Annotated in this window: 21 protein-coding genes; 10 read left to right on the top strand and 11 right to left on the bottom strand. The window is 70.8% G+C overall.

Annotation, left to right across the window (positions count from 1 at the left end):
- Positions 1–21: 21 nt before the first annotated feature.
- Complete coding sequence (locus VFA06_RS22090) at positions 22–1,419, bottom strand: alanine racemase (RefSeq protein ID WP_324842583.1); 1,398 nt, start codon at positions 1,417–1,419, stop codon at positions 22–24.
- Here VFA06_RS22090 and VFA06_RS22085 point away from each other — a divergent pair, their 5' ends adjacent.
- From VFA06_RS22085 to VFA06_RS22070, 4 genes are read left to right on the top strand one after another with little or no spacing between them, the layout of a single operon-like run.
- Positions 1,420–2,424, top strand: coding sequence for a sugar kinase (locus VFA06_RS22085; RefSeq protein WP_324842582.1), 1,005 nt, complete (start codon positions 1,420–1,422; stop codon positions 2,422–2,424).
- Positions 2,421–3,191: an IclR family transcriptional regulator gene (locus tag VFA06_RS22080; RefSeq protein WP_324842581.1), complete on the top strand. Its 771-nt coding sequence runs from the start codon at positions 2,421–2,423 to the stop codon at positions 3,189–3,191. The genes VFA06_RS22085 and VFA06_RS22080 overlap by 4 nt, the downstream gene beginning before the upstream one ends.
- A gap of 2 nt (positions 3,192–3,193) precedes the next feature.
- Positions 3,194–3,577, top strand: coding sequence for a Rid family detoxifying hydrolase (locus VFA06_RS22075; RefSeq protein ID WP_324842580.1), 384 nt, complete (start codon positions 3,194–3,196; stop codon positions 3,575–3,577).
- A gap of 2 nt (positions 3,578–3,579) precedes the next feature.
- Positions 3,580–5,217: a beta-N-acetylhexosaminidase gene (locus VFA06_RS22070; protein ID WP_324842579.1), complete on the top strand. Its 1,638-nt coding sequence runs from the start codon at positions 3,580–3,582 to the stop codon at positions 5,215–5,217.
- 44 nt (positions 5,218–5,261) lie between these two features.
- Here VFA06_RS22070 and VFA06_RS22065 read toward each other — a convergent pair whose 3' ends face one another.
- A complete protein-coding gene (locus VFA06_RS22065) occupies positions 5,262–6,326 on the bottom strand; it encodes a lactonase family protein (RefSeq protein WP_324842578.1) in 1,065 nt (354 codons plus the stop codon).
- Positions 6,327–6,428: 102 nt separating this feature from the next.
- Between VFA06_RS22065 and VFA06_RS22060 the strand changes: the two genes are divergently transcribed.
- The gene (locus VFA06_RS22060; protein WP_324842577.1) at positions 6,429–7,223 is read left to right on the top strand and encodes a pirin family protein; all 795 of its coding nucleotides are present in this window, start codon (positions 6,429–6,431) and stop codon (positions 7,221–7,223) included.
- A 61-nt stretch (positions 7,224–7,284) separates the two neighbouring features.
- Here VFA06_RS22060 and dtd read toward each other — a convergent pair whose 3' ends face one another.
- Positions 7,285–7,710, bottom strand: coding sequence for a D-aminoacyl-tRNA deacylase (gene dtd / locus VFA06_RS22055; RefSeq protein ID WP_324842576.1), 426 nt, complete (start codon positions 7,708–7,710; stop codon positions 7,285–7,287).
- Positions 7,711–7,806: 96 nt separating this feature from the next.
- On the opposite strand from dtd, the gene VFA06_RS22050 reads away from it, so the two are divergent.
- The 3 genes from VFA06_RS22050 to VFA06_RS22040 all read left to right on the top strand — a co-directional run bounded on the left by VFA06_RS22050 (position 7,807) and on the right by VFA06_RS22040 (position 10,996).
- Positions 7,807–9,282: a bifunctional DNA primase/polymerase gene (locus VFA06_RS22050; RefSeq protein ID WP_324842575.1), complete on the top strand. Its 1,476-nt coding sequence runs from the start codon at positions 7,807–7,809 to the stop codon at positions 9,280–9,282.
- Between the two features lie 180 nt (positions 9,283–9,462).
- Complete coding sequence (locus tag VFA06_RS22045) at positions 9,463–10,035, top strand: methylated-DNA--[protein]-cysteine S-methyltransferase (RefSeq protein WP_324842574.1); 573 nt, start codon at positions 9,463–9,465, stop codon at positions 10,033–10,035.
- A 223-nt stretch (positions 10,036–10,258) separates the two neighbouring features.
- A complete protein-coding gene (locus VFA06_RS22040) occupies positions 10,259–10,996 on the top strand; it encodes an AMP-binding protein (protein WP_324842573.1) in 738 nt (245 codons plus the stop codon).
- A 375-nt stretch (positions 10,997–11,371) separates the two neighbouring features.
- On the opposite strand, the gene VFA06_RS22035 is transcribed toward VFA06_RS22040, so the two are convergent.
- From VFA06_RS22035 to VFA06_RS22025, 3 genes are all read right to left on the bottom strand, one after another.
- A complete protein-coding gene (locus VFA06_RS22035) occupies positions 11,372–12,085 on the bottom strand; it encodes a hypothetical protein (RefSeq protein ID WP_324842572.1) in 714 nt (237 codons plus the stop codon).
- 2 nt (positions 12,086–12,087) lie between these two features.
- A complete protein-coding gene (locus VFA06_RS22030; RefSeq protein WP_324842571.1) occupies positions 12,088–12,249 on the bottom strand; it encodes a hypothetical protein in 162 nt (53 codons plus the stop codon).
- 184 nt (positions 12,250–12,433) lie between these two features.
- Complete coding sequence (locus VFA06_RS22025; protein ID WP_324842570.1) at positions 12,434–12,739, bottom strand: hypothetical protein; 306 nt, start codon at positions 12,737–12,739, stop codon at positions 12,434–12,436.
- Between the two features lie 115 nt (positions 12,740–12,854).
- On the opposite strand from VFA06_RS22025, the gene VFA06_RS22020 reads away from it, so the two are divergent.
- Positions 12,855–13,862: a helix-turn-helix transcriptional regulator gene (locus VFA06_RS22020; RefSeq protein WP_324842568.1), complete on the top strand. Its 1,008-nt coding sequence runs from the start codon at positions 12,855–12,857 to the stop codon at positions 13,860–13,862.
- Between the two features lie 46 nt (positions 13,863–13,908).
- Here the strand turns inward: VFA06_RS22020 and VFA06_RS22015 are convergent, their stop codons facing one another.
- The 5 genes from VFA06_RS22015 to VFA06_RS21995 all read right to left on the bottom strand — a co-directional run bounded on the left by VFA06_RS22015 (position 13,909) and on the right by VFA06_RS21995 (position 17,905).
- Positions 13,909–14,355 carry a VOC family protein gene (locus VFA06_RS22015; protein ID WP_324842567.1) on the bottom strand — a complete coding sequence of 149 codons (447 nt, stop codon included), beginning with the start codon at positions 14,353–14,355 and terminating at the stop codon, positions 13,909–13,911.
- On the bottom strand, positions 14,352–14,948 hold the full coding sequence (locus VFA06_RS22010; RefSeq protein ID WP_324842566.1) for a hypothetical protein: 597 nt from the start codon (positions 14,946–14,948) through the stop codon (positions 14,352–14,354). The genes VFA06_RS22015 and VFA06_RS22010 overlap by 4 nt, the downstream gene beginning before the upstream one ends.
- 58 nt (positions 14,949–15,006) lie before the next feature.
- Positions 15,007–15,798, bottom strand: a complete 792-nt coding sequence (locus tag VFA06_RS22005; RefSeq protein ID WP_324842565.1) for a dienelactone hydrolase family protein — start codon at positions 15,796–15,798, stop codon at positions 15,007–15,009.
- A gap of 95 nt (positions 15,799–15,893) precedes the next feature.
- A complete protein-coding gene (locus tag VFA06_RS22000; RefSeq protein ID WP_324842564.1) occupies positions 15,894–16,943 on the bottom strand; it encodes a carbohydrate kinase family protein in 1,050 nt (349 codons plus the stop codon).
- Positions 16,940–17,905 (bottom strand): pseudouridine-5'-phosphate glycosidase, encoded by a 966-nt coding sequence (locus VFA06_RS21995; protein WP_324842563.1) that lies wholly within the window; start codon positions 17,903–17,905, stop codon positions 16,940–16,942. The genes VFA06_RS22000 and VFA06_RS21995 overlap by 4 nt, the downstream gene beginning before the upstream one ends.
- 49 nt (positions 17,906–17,954) lie before the next feature.
- Between VFA06_RS21995 and VFA06_RS21990 the strand changes: the two genes are divergently transcribed.
- The gene (locus VFA06_RS21990; protein WP_324842562.1) at positions 17,955–18,602 is read left to right on the top strand and encodes a TetR family transcriptional regulator; all 648 of its coding nucleotides are present in this window, start codon (positions 17,955–17,957) and stop codon (positions 18,600–18,602) included.
- Positions 18,603–18,606: the final 4 nt, after the last annotated feature.

The raw sequence follows: 18,606 nt of genomic DNA, 5'->3' as shown, positions 1-18,606 counted from the left end.
GTGTTCAGAGGTCGGTGCTGTCTAGAAGAACGTGCGGATAACGTCCACGACGTGCCCTTCCTCGACGACCGGAATCAGCTGCCACTTGTCGAAAGCAGTGCACGGATGCGAGATGCCGCAGGCGACGACCTCGCCGACGCGCAACCGCGTGTCGTCGCCATGCCGCAGAAAAGCGTGCTGGTCGGCGAGTGCGGCGATCGAACAGCCGGTCAGTCGTTGCGTAGAGCCGTCCGCGCGCTCGACGGTGTGCGGCTCGGGCAGGCCCAGGTCGAACGGCGCGTCGCGTTTACCGAAGTCCAGCAGCGCGAGACCCGGCTCGGGAGTCGAGAGCACGCGACCGCGGACGCTGAGCGCGGGCCGGAAACCGGCGTCTGCGGCAAGCGGTGTCAGCCTTCGATAGTGGCCGTCGTCATGCGTTATATAGGCGCCGCTGCGCAACACGGTCCGCACCGGCCGGGAGGCCTTCCACTCACCGCCGAGGATCTCGACCACATCGTCGAAGTACGCGCTGCCGCCGGCCGTCGCGATGATCTCCTCGGTCTCGTCGAACAACCCCGCCTCGTCGAGCCGGACCACGAGCTGGCGCAGAGAACGAAGATACTCACGGATGTGCTCGACGCTCTGCGGCGCGCGATCGGGAGCCAATGCCCCCTCGAAGCCGCCGGCGCCGACGAGCCGCAGCCGATCCGCCGCGCGAACCGCACGCGCCACAGCCTGCGCTTCGTCCAGGTTCCGGCAGCCGGTCCGGCCGCCCGGTGCGCCGAGGTCGATCACGATCTCCACCGGGCGCGGCGCGTCCGCCTCGGCGAGGGCCGCCTGCATCAGCTGCGCTCCGGCGACCGAATCGGCGAAGCACAGCAGGCGGAACCGCGGCGAGCGGCGCAGCTCGCCGGCGACCCAGCGCAGCGAGTCGGCGTCGACGAGCTGATTGGCGAGCACGATCGTCGCGACCCCGAACGCCCGGTAGGTCCGCAGGTGCGCGATCGTCGCGGCGGTGATTCCCCAGCAGCCGGCGTCGAGTTGGCGGGCGAACAGCTGCGGAGCCATCGTGGTCTTGCCGTGGGGTGCGAGGTCGACCCCGTGCTTCGCGCAGTACTGGGCCATCAGGGTCAGATTGTGGTTGAGCGCGGGACCATCGAGGACGAGCAGGGGAGTGCCGAACTGCGTGAGCGCAGGCTTGGTCGCGACGAGGTCGCCCACTGTCAGCCCGTCGAATCGCGCCGGAAAACCCTTGTATCGCCAGTCGATCCGCTCAGCGGCCAAGGCCCCAAGTGCTGCGCCGTCCACGACCCTCCTCGCGAATAAGCTCGCCTTGTTGCAACATATGCAACGTGATTGCGCATATTGCTCAACCGGTTGTAGCATCCGGCAGCGCGGTACGGCAAGGCATGACCACGCGGAGCGGGAGGGCGGCGGCACGTGATTGATCGGGCGGTGACCTGCGTCGGTGAGGCCCTGGCGGTGCTCATCCCCGACGAGGACGCGACCGAATACGCGCTAACCGTCGGCGGCGCCGAGGCCAACGTCGCGTGCACGCTCGCGGCGCTCGGCATTCAGGCCCGCTGGGTCGGCCGGGTCGGCGACGACCACTTCGGCCGCGTAATCCTGCGCACGCTCGCCGGGCACGGCGTGGACGTGTCAGATGTCGAAGTCGATCCGCGTCGCCAAACCGGCCTGTACGTCAAGGAAATCGTCGATTCCCGCGCGGATACGGCTGGGGGCTCGCCGTCCACCGTCATGCGTTATTACCGCGCCGGATCAGCGGCCTGCGATATGAGCCCGGCCCTGGCTGACGCCGCTGCCGTCCGCGATACACCGCTTCTGCACTTCAGCGGCATCACCGCAGCGATCTCGGATTCCTGTGCCGCACTCGCCTCGGCATTCTTGGACTCGCCGCAGCCCGGCCGAATCGTCGCCTTCGACGTGAACTTCCGTCCCGCACTGTGGGCCGGGCGCGACCCGGCGGTGCTGATCGACCTGGCCCGCCGCGCCGACCTGGTCTTCATCGGCGCCGACGAAGCCGAGGCGGTCTGCGGCGTCGGCGATCCGGACGAGCTGCGCCGGCTGATGCCCGAGCCGCGCACCCTCGTGGTGAAACAGGGGGCTGACGGGGCCGTCGGCTTCGAGGCGGGCCAGCGGGTCGACGTGCCCGCGCTGCCGGTCGAGATCGCCGAACCGACCGGGGCCGGGGACGCGTTCGCCGCCGGATTCATCGCCGGGACACTACGCGGGCTGCCGCTGCGAGACCGGCTGCGGCTCGGCACGCTCGCCGCGTCCTGCGCCCTCCGGGTGCGCGGCGACCTCGGGACGATGCCGGACCAGGCGGCGATCGAGCGCTTTCTCGCGACCGGAGAGCTACCGGACCGCGTAGCCGAACTGGCACCCGGCGCCGAGATCAATGAGATCAAGGCAGGCGCCGCATGAGCCAGACCGTGGATCGCGCCCTGCGCATCCTGACCGACCTCGGCGGCGGCCCGAAGACCCTCGACCAACTCGCCGCGCTGCTCGATGTGCACAAGTCGACCGTGCTCCGGCTGCTTCAGACCCTTGAGTCACAGGGCTTCGCCCGCCACGACGAGCAACACCGGTACCGGCTCGGACCGCGCCTGTTCGCGCTGGCCCACCAAGCCCTCGACGATCTCGATATACGCCGGCTCGCCGCGCCCCACCTCGCCGCGCTCAACCAGAAGCACGGCCACACGGTGCATCTCGCGGCGTACGTGGAAGGCACCGTCGTCTACATCGACAAGTACGACAGCAGACATCCCGTACGGATGAACTCGCGCATCGGCGCACTCGCCCCCGCGCACTGCACCGCGGTCGGCAAGGTCCTGCTCGCCGGGCTGCCCGAACCGCGCCGCAAGGGCGCGATCAGCAGGCTCGGCTTCGAGCGCTACACGCCGAACACCATCACCGACCCGGGCGTCTTCGAGGCCGAGCTCGCCAAGGTTGCCGCCCAAGGCCACGCCGAAGACCGCGCCGAGCATGAGGACTACATCAACTGCGTGGCGGCTCCGATCCGGGACGCCGCCGGTACCGTCCTGGCCGCTGCGTCGCTCTCAGTGCCCGAACCCACGCTCACGTATTCCGGCGTGCTCGCCCTGCTCCCTGATCTACTCGCCGCCGCCGACGCCGCCTCCGCGGAACTCGGCTGGACCGCCCGATCCCCGCACCACGACCAGGAGAACTAGCGATGCCCAAGATCGCCGTCACCACGGCGGACGCGCCGGCGCCAGTCGCCTCGTATTCGCAGGCCGTCCGCAAGGGCAACATCCTGCAGGTAGCCGGGCAGGGCCCGGTCGATCCGGCGACCGGGCAGTTCGCGGGTACGACGGTCGCCGAGCAGACCCGGCAGACGCTGCTCAACGTCCAGGCCATCCTGCGCGCCGCCGGCGCGGACTTCGACGACGTGATGATGATGCGGGTCTATCTCACCGACGTCGCGGACTTCGCGGCGATGAACGAGGTCTACAGCACGTTCGTCAGCGCACCGTTCCCGGCGCGCACGACCGTGTACGTCGGCCTGCCCGCCGGGATGCTCGTCGAGATCGATGCGCTCGCGGTGCTGGACGACTGAATATGACGACGCCTGGAGTGATCGACGACCTTTCGGATCTGGGGCTCATCCCGGAGCCGCAGGAAATAGACGTGGCGGTGCGGCTTCGCTTCACGCTGACCGCGACCACCGTTCTCGATGCCGACGAACGCAGCGCCGAAGTCGCCGCTTGGCTTCGCGGTACGCTCGGCCCAGCGACCGGCCTTCCGCTACGCGACGGCCACGGCCCAGCCGACGCCATCACCCTTCGCGTGACCGATCCCACGACGAGCACCGCCAGCCTCGGCCCCGAGGGCTACCGCCTGACGGTGACCACGACCGGCGCCCTGCTCGAAGCGGAGACCACCGCAGGGCTCTTCTACGCCGCACAGACACTCCGCATGCTCTTGCCGTCCGCCGTCTTCCGCCGCGCGCCGATCAGCTCAGGCCCCTGGGACGTCCCGGCGGTCACGATCACTGACCGGCCCCGGTTCGGCTGGCGCGGCGCGCTGCTCGACGTGGCCCGCCACTTCCTGCCCAAGCAGGACGTGCTGCGCTTCATCGACCTGATAGCGCAGCACAAACTCAACGTCCTGCATCTACACCTGACCGACGACCAAGGCTGGCGCCTCGAGATCCGCCGCCACCCGCGTCTCACCGAGGTCGGCTCCTGGCGGCGGGAGAGCCCGCTCGGTGACCGGCGGCACCAGCGGTTCGACGGCCGCCCGCACGGCGGCTACTACACCCAAGACGACATCAGGGAAATCGTCGCCTACGCGGCGGCCCGGCACATCACCGTCGTGCCCGAAATCGACGTGCCTGGCCATGCCGGAGCCGCGATCGCCGCGTATCCGCACCTGGGCAACACCGACTCGCCGAGCCAGCCCGACCAGCCTGAGGTCGCGACGCGCTGGGGCATCCTCGACAACGTACTCAACGCCGAGGAATCCACCCTCCAGTTCCTCCGCGACGTTTTCGACGAGGTCGTCGAGCTGTTCCCGTCCAAGCACATCGGCGTCGGCGGCGACGAATGCCCGACCGGGCCCTGGGAGGCCAGCCCGCGCGCCAAGCAACGCATCGCAGAACGCGAACTCCCGGACGCCGACGCGCTGCGGTTCTGGTACGTCGCCCGGCTCGCCGAGCACCTCGCGGCCCACGGCCGGGTGCTCTACGGCTGGGACGAGATCTGCGACGGCGAACTGCCGCCAGACGCGGTCGTCGCCTCCTGGCGCGGAATCACCGGAGCGATCACGGCCGCCAAGCGCGGACACGATGTGGTGCTCTGTCCCGAGGACCAGGTCTATCTCGACTGGCGCCAGTCCGACGACCCGGGCGAGCCGACCCCCATCGGCAAGGTCTCGTCGCTCGAGCACGTCTACACCTTCGAACCCATTCCCGCGGCGCTCAGCGAGAGCGAAGCAGGGCACGTACTCGGCGCGCAGTGCAACATCTGGACCGAGCACATCGACTCGGCCCGCGCCGTCGACTACATGGCCTTTCCCCGGCTGACGGCCTTCGCCGAAACCGTGTGGAGCGATTCGCGGGACCGGGATTTCGGCGACTTCGCGCGACGCCTGGCAGTGCACGAACGGAGGCTGGACGCGCTCGGCGTCGAGTACCGGCGCGCGTCGGGACCGCTGCCTTGGCAGTCCCGCCCCGACGCACCCGGCTGGCCTCGCTGAACCGTCAGCCGAAGAGCGACTGTGCTGTTCGAAAAGTGACCGTCCTATCCGAAGAGCGTATGGGCGACGCTGTGGACCGGGTATGAAAGCCCGGTCGCAGATAGCGCGCCAGTGGTCTGATCGACCCGCAGCACCGCCACACTATGTGAACGCTGATTCGCCACGAACAGGAACCGCCCGTCCGGGCTGAACGCGATGTCCCGCGGCCAGCTTCCTTCACACGACCAACGGCCGGCTGGCTCAAGCCGTGAACCGCCGTCGCGGACCGCGAAGACGCTGATCGACTCGTCCCCGCGGTTCGAGACGTACACGAACCGACCGTCGGCGGAGAGCAGGATCCCGCCGGGCGCGTTCTCCCCACCCTCCGGATCGGGCACCGCCGGGATCTCCGCCAGCTCCTTCGCCGAGCCGGTCGCCGCGTCGTACGCGCACACCGTGACCGTATTGCCCAGCTCATTTGCCAGATAGAAGTGTTCGCCGGAGGGGTGGAAAACCAGGTGACGCGGCCCGCTGCCCGGTCGCATCCGGTTCTGTGCGATGAGCGTGAGGCGGCCCGACAGCGCGTCGAGCGAGTACGCGTAGACGCTGTCAGTGCCCAGATCCACAGCAAGTACCACCTGACCGTCCGGCGCCGCCACGACCATGTGGGCGTGCGGGCCTGCCTGACGATCGACGTTCGGCCCCGAACCCTTGTGCTGCGAGACATCTGACGACGCGCCAAGGCTGCCGTCCGCCTCGATCGGGTTCACGGACACGTTGCCGGTCCCGTAGTTCGCGGCCAGCAGGTAACTGCCGCCGGGTTCCACGAGGATGTGGCACGGAAATCCGCCGTGCGTCGACTGCTTGCCCAGGAACGTGAGTGCGCTGCTCCTCGCGTCGATCGAGAACGCGGCGACCTGGCCGTCGTGCTCGTCCTCCTGCACCGCGTATAGAACGTCTCCAGCCGGCCCCAGCGCGAGGAAAGATGCCTCGGGCAGGTCGGCGCCGCCGATGGCTTCGATCGTCAGCGCTTGCGGATCGAACTCGGCGACGATGATACCGGGCGCGGGGTGCGGTGACGGGTCGTCTTGCGTGTACCTACCGATGAAGAGCCTGACGCGGTCGCTCATGCGCGCCTTCCTTTGATCTTGATCGTTGGGACCAGTATTGCGCGTATGCCCGCATAAGCTCGGCGTAGCGTGTGCGGTACGAACATCGACGACGGAGGCCCCATGCCGACATTCCCGATCACCAGGGCTGCGCAGGACCTGAAGCCGTCACTCGACCTGCGCGATCCGGGCGACCGCTTCGCCACCCGGCTGTCCTGGCTGGACTCGAAGCACTCCTTCTCCTTCGGCCGCCACTACGACGCGCGCAACACCCATTTCGGCCTGCTGCTCGTCAACAACGACGACGTGGTGCGGCCGGGCACCGGGTTCGAGACACACCCGCACGAGGACATGGAGATCGTCACCTGGGTGCTGCGCGGCGCGCTCGTGCACCAGGACTCCGAAGGGCACAGCGGCGTCATCTATCCGGGTCTCGCGCAGCGGATGAGCGCGGGCCGCGGCATCCTGCACTCGGAGAAGAACGACTCCTGGCGGCTGACCGGCGGCGCCGAGCACGACGAGCCCGTGCACTTCGTGCAGATGTGGGTGGTGCCGGACGAGGCTCGCATCGATCCCGGCTACGAGCAGCTCGAAATCGGCGACGAACTGCTGCGCGGCGGGCTCGTCCCGGTCGCCTCGGGCATGGACCGGCACGACGGCGCGGCGGCGATCCGGATCAAGCAGAAAGACGCCGCGCTGCACGCGGCCCGGCTGGAGCCGGGCGGCTCCGTCACGCTGCCTGCGGCCCCGTACCTGCACGTGTTCGTAGCCCGCGGCACGGTGGAGCTTGAAGGCGCAGGAGCGCTTGGAACGGGCGCTGCCGCCCGCATCACGGCCGGAGACGGCCAGCGGGTGACGGCGATCGAGGCGTCCGAGATCCTCGTGTGGGAGATGCACGCGAAGCTCGGGATCGGCTGACGTCCCGTCCCGTCCCGTCCCGTCCCGTCCCGTCCGGTATCCGCGCTGGCGCCGGTCGCGTTCAGACCTCGAGGATCAGCGTCACCGGACCGTCGTTGACCAGCGACACCTGCATATTCGCGCCGAACACGCCGAGCTCCACGTGCGCGCCCAGCTCGCGCAGCGCCGCGGCCGTCGCCTCGACCAGCGGTTCCGCGACCGCTCCGGGAGCGGCGGCGTTCCAGGTCGGCCGCCTGCCCTTGCGCGCGTCGCCGTAGAGGGTGAACTGCGAGACCAGCAGGATCGGCGCGCCCAGGTCCGAACAGGACTTCTCCTCGCGCAGGATCCGCAGCGTCCACAGCTTGGCCGCCAGCCGCCGGGCATGTTCCTTGGTGTCCTCGTGCGTGACGCCGACCAGCACGCAAAGGCCGGGCTGGGTGATCTGCCCGACGACCTCGCCCTCGACCCGCACCGCCGCCTCGGTGACCCGCTGCACGACTGCTCGCATGCGGCAGATCGTGCCACGGACGGGCCAGCGGAGCGGAATCTGTCGGTGGCTGGGTATAGAACATAAGTACGAGCGATGCGCGAAGGAGGGTCGAACATGTCGACGATGGCGACCGCGGCACAGAGCGGCACCGGCGCCGCGACCGACCGCCTCGGCGCGGCGATCGCCCTGGCCGAGCGTGGCTTCGCGGTCTTCCCGCTGCGCCCCGGCAGCAAGATCCCCGCGGTGCGCGAGGACTGGGAGGGCCTGGCGGTCCGCGATCCGCGGCGCCTGCGCGAACTTGGCTGGCCGCCTCACGCGAACTTCGGCATAGCCTGCGGGCCGAGCGCCCTGTTCGTGCTCGACCTCGATGTACCGAAGCAGCCGCGCGATGCCGAAGGGCAGCGCGGCGCCGACACGCCCGCGTCCACGCACCAGGAGCCGCGCGACGGCGCGCACGTGCTGCGCGAACTGGCCGCCGGCCGGCCCATACCGCGCACGTTCACCGTGGTGACACCGTCCGGCGGCATCCACCTCTACTTCCGCGCCCCGAAGGGCCTTCAGTTGCGCAACACCGTGGCCCGGCTCGGCCCGCTGATCGACACGCGCGCAGCCGGGGGCTATGTGGTCGGGCCGGGCTCGACGATCGGCCGCAAACGCTACGAGATCGTGGACGACTCACCCGTCGCGCCGGTCCCGCGCTGGATCGTGCGCGAACTCGCGGCAAGGTCACGTCAGACGGCCCCGGCGCTGCCTCCCCTCGCCGTCAACCGCTCCGACGTGGCCGGCTCTCGCATACCGAGTGCCGCGGCGGCTGCGTATGGCGCGGCCGCGCTGCGCAACGAGGTCGAGCGCATGCGTACCGCGCGGATCGGCACGCGCAACGACACGCTCAACCGCTCCGCCTACGCGCTCGGCCGCCTGATCGGCGCCGGCCTGCTGGACCGCGACCTCGCCGCCTCGGAGCTGTTCCACGCGGCGCGCCAGGCCGGACTGCCGGCCCGCGAATGCGCCTCGACGCTCGCCTCCGGCCTCGGCGCGGGCATCGCCCGGCCGCGGTTCCCGGCCCGCCGCAGGCCCGACGCCCGAAGCTCGGCGGTGCGGATCGTGTTCGCTCAATCGGCGCCGAACGCGGCTCGCGCATCGAGTGACCGGCCGTCAGATGGCGCGAACCAGGCGCCGAAGCGCCCGAACCGGCAGTCGCCGCGCGCTCAGGCCGACCTGCGAATCGTCGCCGCGCTGCGGGCCATGGACCAGGCGTACGACGCGGTCGCCCTGAGCGCCGCCTCACTGGCGTTCAGCCAGGACTGGCGACGTATACGGGCGCTGATGGATGCCTTACGGGATCTGCGGGACGCGGAGCACTTCGGAGCGGCGCAGCGGCGTCACGCGGGCCAGTTGTGCGAAGCCGTTCGAGATCTCGCGGCGGCAATGGAGCGGACCGTCCAAGGCTCTGCTCGCCGCGCTCCAGGCCGCAGACGGACCCGTTCGCCGCTCAGCAAGGCCCTGCATGACCTGAAGCTGGCCGCTGAGGCGGCGATCGACGCTGCGGCGAGCCCCGCGAAGCGGCTCAGTACCGGGAAGGCGGCCTGATGTCCCATCCGATGCCCGGCCGGCTCGATCGTCGCGACCCGGTTCTGCGGCAAAGCGAGCGAACTTGTCGGTGCCGCCGCCTAGGCTGGACCCAGCTGACACAGAGCACGCGAATGCAGTGCACGCGAACGCAGCGCACGCGGAGGGGCGTGCGTGAGGCCCGCGGAGAGGAGGAGCCGGATGTTGCCAGGACCTGGCTCGCGTTACCGGCTGCCTGCCGGATCCGCGTGGGGCGATGTCGACTCGCCGGTCGGCCCGCTCGGCGCCGTGGTGACCCCGCGAGGGCTGCTGCGGCTGACCTTCGGTCCGCTCGCCGGTTTCTCGGACGAGCTGGCCGGCCCGGCTCCCCAAGCGCAGGGCGGGCCGGAGCCCGCGCCGCTGCTGGAACACGAGTTCGGCGCGCTGATATCCGCCGAGCTCAAGGAGTACTTCGCCGGGACGCTCACCGAGTTCACGGTTCCGGTGGACTGGTCGCTCACCTCTGGCGTCCAGCGCTCGATCCTCAGCACCCTGCACGCCAAGGTCCGGTTCGGAGACACCATCGGCTACGGCGACCTCGCGCTGCTGTCCGGCCGCACGCTGGGCGCTTCCCGGCTGGTGGGCACGGTGATGGGCAGCAACCCGATCGTGATCGTCGTGCCCTGCCACCGGGTCATCGCGGCCGACGGGGGCATCGGCGGCTTCGGCGGCGGACTGGAGACCAAGCGCCGATTGCTCACCCTTGAAGGTTCCTTGCAACCGACCCTGTTCTAAGTCTTATGCGATCGGTCCCACCTGCGCGTGGGCCGAGCAGAATGCTGACGCGTCAGACCCCTTACCGCTCCGTCAACGCGTTCGGGTGGCGAAACGCCGTCACTGGCACACTCTTGCCACTTTCCTCCACGCAATGCGAGCGGCCGAACCCGGACTGTTAGCTTCCTGAGCACCGCGTTCCCGAGTTCCGGGTTCCTCGGGGCAGCCAAGCGGAGGGATGGGGATGTTCATCCGATTCACCGACCGTACCGACGGACCGCCGGCCGGCGTGATCCGCGCACAGCGGATCAGGCAGTACCGGCACGACGAGCCCGTCGGCGAGCTGTCGAGCCTGCCCGACGCGGAATGGGCCCTGCTGACCGCCTGCGCCGACGCGCACTGGGACGACTTCCCGGTCGAGGCCAGCATCCCGCAGCTGATCGCCGAACAGGTGTGCATCAATCCGGACGCGGCAGCCGTCGTCTTCGACGGCGAGGAACTGAGCTACGCGCAGCTGTGGACCCGCGCCGGGGGCGTGGCGGCCAAACTCCGGCTGGCCGGCGTGCGCCGCGGCCACCCGGTGGGCCTGTGCTGCGAAAGCTCGATCGAACTGGTCATCGGGATGCTCGGCATCCTGCGCTCCGGCGGCGCCTACGTCCCGTTGGACCCCAGCTACTCGGCCGAGCGCTTGAACTTCATGCGGCAGGACATCGGCCTGCGCGTCATCGTGGCGCAGGCGGGCATCGAGCTGCCCGGCGGGCCCTACCGCCCGGCGGTGGTGCGCACCGTGATCGTCGACTCCGATCCCGCCGTGCTGACCGACCCCGAGACCGCCGGCCTGTTCGAGGACGACCCGTGGGCCGCCGGCCCGGACGACCTGGCATACCTGAGCTATCCCGCGGGCCCGGGCGCGGCGCCGACCATCATGGCTTCGCACCGCAACGTACTCAGCCTCTTGGACGCTACTCGGCGCTACGGCTGAGCCTGAACACACTCTGAAGCACCTAAGGCGGTCCGACGACGGCGTCGGGGCGCCTTGCGTGTTTCCGGGCGCCTGCCGGTCCGTACGGCGCTTCTACGGCGCTACCGGCCCGGTCGGCCGGCTGACCTCAGCCGGCGCTCCGCCGGTCCCGGTGCCGGACCGGCGGCGTGAGCACCGAACGCGGCCTTTCACTACTTTCATCCCCACTGCTTTTGCCGACACTGCGCTTTGATCGACACTGCGCTTTGATCGACACTGCGCTTTCATCCGCGCTGCGCTTCCAACCCGCAGTGCATCGATCCCGCGGTGCTTTCATCTCGCAATGCGCGGCCGGGAGCAGATCAGCGCGGCCGCCGGCTGCTCGCGAACCGCAGGTCAGACCAGCCCGCGGCGTGCCGCCTGCACTCCCACCTGGAACCGGCTGGTCGCGCCGAGGCTGTCCATCAGCGCCGCCACCCGCCGGGCGAAGGTGCGCCGGCTCATGTGCAGCTGCGCGGCCGCGTGGTCGTCGGTGACCCCGTTGCTGAGCACCTGCAGGATCTCCCGCTGCTCCGCGGTGACCTGCCCGGGCGGCGGGCTGTTCGGCGGCTGGCCGCAGGCGGCGGCCCAGGCCAGGTCGAAGGCGACGGCGAGCGAGCGGGCCGCGACCACGTGCGGCTGCGGGGCGAGCCGGCCGGCCATCGGGTGGCGCGGGTCGGGGTGCGGCATGTACAGCACCGAGCGGTCCCGGACGATCACCGGGTACGGCAGGCTGAACGTGGTCGGCGCGGCCGTGCCGAGCCGGGTGAGCGCCGGGAACGGCGCCGGGTCGCCCGGACGCGCCGGGCCGTGCAGCACCCGGACCGTCAGGCCCTGGCGCAGCAGCTTGGAGAACAGGCCGGACGGCACCATGCGGTCGAACAGCCAGGGCTCGGGCACGAGGGCGATCAGTTCATCCCGGGTCAGCTCCTCGAGTTCCGCGCCGAGCAGCGCGGCGGCGCCGCGGGCCGGACCGGCGAGGTGGCCGGCCGTGGCCTCGGTCCAGGCGCGGCGCGCGGGGACGGGCTCGCGGCGGCGCAGACGGACGGGAGCGGAAAGCGTTTCGGTCATGGTCAGTCCCAGATGAGGTCGCCGGCGGTGGTCACCTGCGAGGTCGTGGCGGTGACGACCGTGGCGGGCGCGGTCGTGGCGAGGGCCGAGACGGCGAGCACCGGAGTGGCCGAGACGACGGCGGCGGCGACGAGCAGGCACGCGGGACGGATGGCACGCTTCATGGGAAAGCCTCTTTCGTGCAGGGTCAAACCCAGTGCGGGGAATAGGGCGGAACAGTGGGTAATTCGAAGCCCGCGGTGCCTCGGAGAACCATTATCCGAGGCAGGATTTTGCCGGAGTCCGGCGGCCCCTGTCACCGTTCCGTGCTGACATGACCCTGCGGTGGCAGCAAGTTGTTGCCCCGCCTCACACCCCCAGAAGGATCTTCTCCGCCCCCGGTACCACCCCGGCCCCGCAGTACTCCATCGACCAGCCCCGCAGTTCAGGGCAGCGCTCCAGTGCCCGCTTGCAAAGTCCTGCCGCGGCGGACTCCGCGGCCGCCAGATCCGGGTGACACAGGAACAGCGCGAGGCGCGCCTCGTGGCTGTCGGTCTCCGCGTAGAGGTGTTCCAGCCGATCGTCGGGGTCTGCGATATTCGTGAAAAGACGGCGAAGATCGGCGGCGTTAATGCTTCTATCCTCAGTGCTTAGACGTGAATTGATGAGGTACATATCCCCGATGTTCCGTCAGACGGAGGCTGTGTACCAGGATTTCCGTGTGGCAGAATCTTGCGGTGCAGGGACCTGCACGCTTCACTGAGGAGCAACCGATCGTTGGGGGCTTGCCATGCTGGAAGCACTGGGTTTGGACGCGCTCGGCGTCAATTCGGACGCGGAGCGGGTGTACAAGACCATGCTCGCCGAGCCGCGCCTCGGCGTCCTCGAGCTCGCGCAGCGGTTGGACTGGCCGGCCGAACGGGTGCGCGAGGGCCTCGACGAGCTGGCCAGGCTCTCCCTGTTGCGGCCCTCCGACGAGAACCCCGGCGCCATGCGCCTGGTCAGCCCCGAGGTCGGGCTTTCCTCGCTGCTGGCCAAACGCGAGGCCGCGCTGCTTGAAGAGCAGCGGCAGATCGCGGCCAGCCGCGCGGCGGTCGCGCGCGTGGTGGCCGACTACGCGGACCTGCATCCCTCCCGCCACCACTCGGACATCGAGCAGCTCGTCGGGGTCGACGCGGTGCGGGCGTGGATGGAGGAACGTACCCACGAGGGCTTGACCGAGGTGATGACCTTCTCGCCGTCCGGGGCGATGAGCGAGCAGAGCATCGCGGCCGCCCGGCCCCTCGACGAGGACGCGCTCGGCCGCGGCACGGCGATACGGTCGCTATACCTGGACAGCGCGCGCAACCACCCGCCGACGTTCAACCATCTGCGGTGGCTAGTGGAGACCGGCGCCCAGGTGCGCACCACCGCGACGCTGCCGCTGCGCATGGTGATCTTCGATCGCAAGCAGGCGCTCATACCGGTCAACCCTGAGCACAGCAAGACCGGCGCCGTCGTGCAGCGCGGACCAGGCATGGTCGCGGCGCTGTGCGCGCTGTTCGAGCAGATCTGGCAGGCCGCCAAGCCGGTCGGCGAGGACCGCACCCGCGACGACCAGGGCCTGACCAGCCAGGAGATGGCCGTGCTCACCCTGCTCGCCGAGGGCTGGACCGACGATGTGATAGCCCGCAAGCTCGGCGTCTCGGTGCGCACAAGCCGCCGCATCACCGCCGAACTGACGGCCCGCCTGAACGCGCGCAGCCGCTTCCAGGCGGGGGCGCGCGCGGTCGAGCGCGGCTGGATCAAGGGCGTCTGAACCGAACCGCTCGAACCGAACGGCCCGAACGGTCCGGCTCGGCCCGCTATCCGTCCAGTTCCTCGAAGAGGGTCAGCTGCAATCCGGCCGGCCCGTCGAGGCGCGCGTTGCGCGAGTTCCACGGAGTGAGCACCGGACGCGCCACAACGCTGGCCCCCGCCTCAGCCGCGGCGTGCGTAGCGCTCTCCGCGTCCGCGACCTGGAATGCCACGCGGATGTGGCCGGCGGCGCGGTGACCCACCTCCACCTCGTCGATGTACCGGGCGTGCGGCGGGTCGGCGATCTCCAACGTGGCCCGGCCCGCCTCCAGGATCGTGACCCGGCCGCCGGGAGAGGAAAAGGCCGCGCGCTGCGGCAATCCGAGGGCGTCGCGATAGAACGCCAGTGCCGCCTCGTAATCCTCCGCGGTGACCACCAGACGCAACTCGGTGACGCCGATCGTCGGTGCGCAGTTCGCGCCGGCGCCTGAAGCCGGCCCGGTCTGATCATTCATCGCAATTCTCTCCCGTCGATGCCGCGGACGCTTTGCAGCAGGCCCCAGACGAATTCGGCGCTCGCCGCGACCGGCTTGCCCTCAGCGTCCGGCGCGGTGAAATCCGTGGTCCAGCGGCTCGGCGCGGAACCGTCGCGATGCCGCACCGGACCGAACGCCCGTTCCACGTCCCCGATGACGCAGGACCACGGCGTGAGATCGCCGATGTTCTCCAGCCGTGGCGGCGGGCACGCGGGATCGCGTACCAGCTGTTCGGCGAGCACCGTTGTGCCGATCCCCGTCAGCGCCTCGAACAGCAAGTCGGGCCACAGCGGCAGCTTCCAGCGGCTGATCCGGCAGGTGACATCGCCGAGTCGCTGCTCCTCTTCGACGAGCGGAGCGCCGAGGAAGCCGCGCAGCGCGGACAGGCCGCCACGATAGGAGCGGGACCGCTGCATCCGCTGCCAGTGCGCGTTGACCTCGCGCATCTCGGTGACGCTGGCGTCCAGCTCGCGGCGCGCCTGCTCGACCAGCTCGGGGTGGTAGTCGGCCATCCGGCGCAGCAGCACGAGCTGGAACTCGCGGGCCGTGATGCGGATCGGAGTGCTCGGCATCGGCCCAGCATAAGCCGGGCCGATGCCGCCGCGGCGGGTCGCGGCGCGCCGCCGCCGCTCAGTCGCCGCCGAGATCCGCGTGCTCGTGCGCGAAGCCGAGCACCCTGCGCCAGACGTCGGCGCACTCTTGCTCGAACGCCCCGGCTCCGGCTTCGAAGAAGCCGTGCGTGGCGCCGGGATACGTGATGATCTCGCGCTGGTTGCCCGCGGCCGCGAGCGCGTCGTCGAAGGCCGCGACCGTGCTCGCCGGGATGCCCTCGTCGGCTCCGGCGAACAGGCCGAGGATCGGCGCCGTCAGGTCGGGCGCGAGCTGGATCGGCCCGGGCGCGCCGCGCAGCGAATCCGGGAAGCCGTACAGCCCGATCGCCCCGGCCAGCGCGAAGCGCCGGTGCGCGGTCAGGAACGCGAACCGCCCGCCCATGCAGAATCCGAGCGAGATCACGGCGCGCCGCCGGCCGCCCGGCAGTCCGCGCAGGTGGGCGAGCGCCGCGTCGAAGTCGGCGAAGAGCCCGTCGCGGGTAAGCGCGGCCAGGTGCGGCATGAGGTTCGGCAGTTCGCCGAACTCGGCCGGGCGGTCCCGGTATCCGGGTCCCGCGCTGCGCCCGAAGTAGTCGATCGCGAGTGCCGGCAGGCCCTGTTCGGCCAGACGCCGGGTGAGCTGCTCGTAGAAGCGGGACAGGCCGCGGTTGTCCGGCAGCACCAGCACGGCCGGGCCGGCCGGCGTGTCCGGCAGCGACCGGAAGGCCGCGAGCGGGGCGCCGTCGGTCGCGGTGAGCCGCAACTCGGTGCTGGAAGCCGGGGTGAGCGGCGGGCCGTAGAACGGCGGAACGGCGTCTGCGTCGTAACACATGCCGACATGCTAAATGGAGGAACTGACACTATATCACATATAGATATTTTTGTCTAGATTAAGTGGATTGCGATTCGGTACCCGCGGGCCGCGGCCTAAGAGACGGATCTCGCGCCGACCATGCGGACGGCCCGGGCGGCGAGCACGCATCCGGAGCGCAGCGCCTCGGCGAGCGACGGTGCGGTCAGCCACTGCTTGAGGAACCCGGCCGCGAAGGCGTCGCCGGCACCGGTGCTGTCGATGGCGACGTCGGCGCCGAGCGGCACGGCGTCTACGTATTCGTAGTCGCCGGTGGAGCTACAGGCTAGAGCTCCGAATGCGCCGAGCTTCACCACCGCCAAGCCGCAGTGTTCGGCGATGGCGCGTGCTGCAGAGACCGAATTCAACCGGTGGATCGTGGCCGGGGATTGATCGGTCGCTGGTATCGGCGGCGGCGCCGAGTGCGCGGCCGAGGCGAGGGTGCGCGCCTCGGCTTGATTCGCGAACAGCAGGTCGATTCCGTCGATCCAGTCGAGGAAGCGTTCGGCGCCGGCCGTCTCCAACGGCCCGACCGACGCGGCGTCCACGGACGTGGTCATGCCCGCCTCGTGGGCCAGGTCCAGGGCGGCCAGGGCGGCCTCGCGGCTGCTCGGGCGCAGCAGCGTGTAACCGGACAGGTGCAGGTGCGCGCCCGGCGTGAAGACGTCGTACGGCAGGTCGTCAGCCGTCAGCGCTTCGTTCGCGCCGGCGTCAGGCACCATCGTGCGCTCGCCGCCGGGCTCGACCAGCACGATCACCGTCCCGGTCGGCCGCTGGCGATCGATCGCGAACCGGGTCTCGACGCCGTGCGCGCGCAGGCCGTTCGCCGCCGCGCGGCCGGCCGCGTCGTCGCCGACGCGCCCCAGCAGCACGCTGTGGGCGCCGAGGCTGGCCAGCCAGCTGGCCGTGTTCGCCGCGGCCCCGCCGCCCTCGACGCTGATGCGGGCCGGACTGTCGCTCGCCGGGACCAGCGGACCGGCGAGCCGCGCCACCAGGTCCGTCATGACGTCGCCGAGCAGCACCACGGTCGGCGCCCCCGAGGCGGCCTTCGCGGCGGGCTGATCGGCGGGCTCGGTTCCGGCAGGGTCCTGATCGGGCGCGGCGGCGCCGGCGGCGGCTCGGTTCACTCCGGGTCGGCGCCGGTCGCGCCGCGCGCCAGCTCGGCGGCGATCTGCCCGGCGAGCGCGGCGTTGCGCAGCACCAGCCGCACGTTCGCGCGCAGGCTCTCGCCGGCGGTGTGCCGGTGGAAGAAGTCCAGCAGGAACGGCGTGACCGCCTTGCCGGTGACGCCGTGCGCGTCCAGCTGCTCGAGCGCCTCCTCGAGGACTCGCTCATGCAGCTCCGCGTCGAGCTGCTCATCCTCCGGCAGCGGGTTCGCGACGACAAGGCCCTGATGGGAGAGCCCGAGCGCGTCGCGGGCCCGGATGACCGCCGCGACCTCGGCCGGCGAGTCGGCCCGCCAGTCGATCCGGTGCCCGGAGTCGCTGATGTAGAAGCCTGGGAAGGCGTTCGTGCCGTATCCGACCACCGGGACGTTCAGGCTCTCCAGGCGTTCGAGGGTGGCCGGCACGTCAAGGATCGACTTCACTCCCGAGCACACCACGGTGATGCCGGTGCGGGCCAACGCGACCAGGTCCGCCGACTCGTCCCAGCTCTCCCGCGCGCCGCGGTGCACGCCGCCGAGCCCGCCGGTGGCGAACAGCCGGATGCCGGCCCGCTCGGCCAGATGCGCGGTCGCCGCCACCGTCGTCGCCGCGCTGCCGCCCCTCGCCACGACGAAGCCGAGGTCGCGCACGCTGGCCTTCGCCACGTCGTCGCGCTCGGCGATGGCCGTCAGCGCGGCTTCGTCGAGCCCGACGCGGGCGACCCCGTCCACGACCGCGATGGTCGCCGGGACGGCGCCGGCGGCGCGCACCGCCTCCTCGATCTCGCGCGCGATGCGCAGGTTGTCCGGCCGCGGCAGGCCGTGGCTGATGATCGTCGACTCCAGCGCGACCACCGCGGCGCCCCCCGCCAGCGCCTGCGCCACCTGCGGCGCGACCTCGAGCGCGGAGGCGTCGGAGGAGTGAGTCAGCCCGCGTACGTCCATGTCGATCATCTTATCCGTCAGACTTCGCCAGCGCGGCGATAATGAACTGGTGAACGCACAGCGTGACGCCGACGCGACGGGGACCGCAGCCGAGGCCGCGAAGACGCGTCCGGCGGCTGGCCGTAAGCCGGGCCGGCGGCCCGGGGGCGCGGATACCCGGCAGGACATCCTGGTCGCGGCCCGCGCCGAGTTCGCCGCGCGCGGTTACGAGAACACCAGCATGCGCGCGATCGCCCGCGCCGCCGAGGTCAACTCCGCGCTGCTGCACCACTACTTCGGCACCAAGGACCAGCTGTTCCTCGCCGCGCTCGACTTCCCGCTGCAGCCGCGGGAGCTGGTCGTCCGGGTGGTCGACGGCGACCGCGGCCGGGTCGGCGAGCGGCTGGTCCGCTTCGCCTTCGGGCTGCTCGAGGACGCGGCGGCCCGCGAACGCGTGCTCGCGGTCCTGCGCGCGGCGGCCACGAACGAGCAGATGGCCCGGCTGCTGCGCGGCTTCATCGCCCGCGAGGTGGCCGGCCCGATCGCCGCGGCCCTCGACGCGCCGCGGCCCGAACTGCGCGCCGAGCTGGCGATGACTCAGATGGTCGGGCTGATCATGGGGCGCTACCTGCTCGCCGTCGAACCGCTGGCCTCGGCGCCGGTCGAGGAACTTGTCACGCTGGTCGCGCCCACCCTGCAGCGCTATCTGGTGGGCTGAATCC

The sequence above is a fragment of the Actinocrinis sp. genome (assembly GCF_035653575.1).
Taxonomy (GTDB): Bacteria; Actinomycetota; Actinomycetes; order Streptomycetales; family Catenulisporaceae; genus Actinocrinis.
The sequence above is the reverse complement of the archived record's forward strand: the minus strand, read 5'-3'. Positions and strand labels throughout refer to the sequence as shown.

Coding starts and splice junctions, on each gene's coding strand:
- VFA06_RS22080 (WP_324842581.1), top strand. CDS start 2,421: ATGAGCCAGACCGTGGATCGCGCCCTGCGCATCCTGACCGACCTCGGC.
- VFA06_RS22045 (WP_324842574.1), top strand. CDS start 9,463: ATGTTGCCAGGACCTGGCTCGCGTTACCGGCTGCCTGCCGGATCCGCG.
- VFA06_RS22030 (WP_324842571.1), bottom strand. CDS start 12,249: ATGAAGCGTGCCATCCGTCCCGCGTGCCTGCTCGTCGCCGCCGCCGTC.
- VFA06_RS22025 (WP_324842570.1), bottom strand. CDS start 12,739: ATGTACCTCATCAATTCACGTCTAAGCACTGAGGATAGAAGCATTAAC.
- VFA06_RS22035 (WP_324842572.1), bottom strand. CDS start 12,085: ATGACCGAAACGCTTTCCGCTCCCGTCCGTCTGCGCCGCCGCGAGCCC.
- VFA06_RS22010 (WP_324842566.1), bottom strand. CDS start 14,948: ATGCCGAGCACTCCGATCCGCATCACGGCCCGCGAGTTCCAGCTCGTG.
- VFA06_RS22005 (WP_324842565.1), bottom strand. CDS start 15,798: ATGTGTTACGACGCAGACGCCGTTCCGCCGTTCTACGGCCCGCCGCTC.
- VFA06_RS22050 (WP_324842575.1), top strand. CDS start 7,807: ATGTCGACGATGGCGACCGCGGCACAGAGCGGCACCGGCGCCGCGACC.
- VFA06_RS22075 (WP_324842580.1), top strand. CDS start 3,194: ATGCCCAAGATCGCCGTCACCACGGCGGACGCGCCGGCGCCAGTCGCC.
- VFA06_RS22060 (WP_324842577.1), top strand. CDS start 6,429: ATGCCGACATTCCCGATCACCAGGGCTGCGCAGGACCTGAAGCCGTCA.
- VFA06_RS22020 (WP_324842568.1), top strand. CDS start 12,855: ATGCTGGAAGCACTGGGTTTGGACGCGCTCGGCGTCAATTCGGACGCG.
- VFA06_RS22070 (WP_324842579.1), top strand. CDS start 3,580: ATGACGACGCCTGGAGTGATCGACGACCTTTCGGATCTGGGGCTCATC.
- VFA06_RS22065 (WP_324842578.1), bottom strand. CDS start 6,326: ATGAGCGACCGCGTCAGGCTCTTCATCGGTAGGTACACGCAAGACGAC.
- VFA06_RS21995 (WP_324842563.1), bottom strand. CDS start 17,905: ATGGACGTACGCGGGCTGACTCACTCCTCCGACGCCTCCGCGCTCGAG.
- dtd (WP_324842576.1), bottom strand. CDS start 7,710: ATGCGAGCAGTCGTGCAGCGGGTCACCGAGGCGGCGGTGCGGGTCGAG.
- VFA06_RS22015 (WP_324842567.1), bottom strand. CDS start 14,355: ATGAATGATCAGACCGGGCCGGCTTCAGGCGCCGGCGCGAACTGCGCA.
- VFA06_RS22040 (WP_324842573.1), top strand. CDS start 10,259: ATGTTCATCCGATTCACCGACCGTACCGACGGACCGCCGGCCGGCGTG.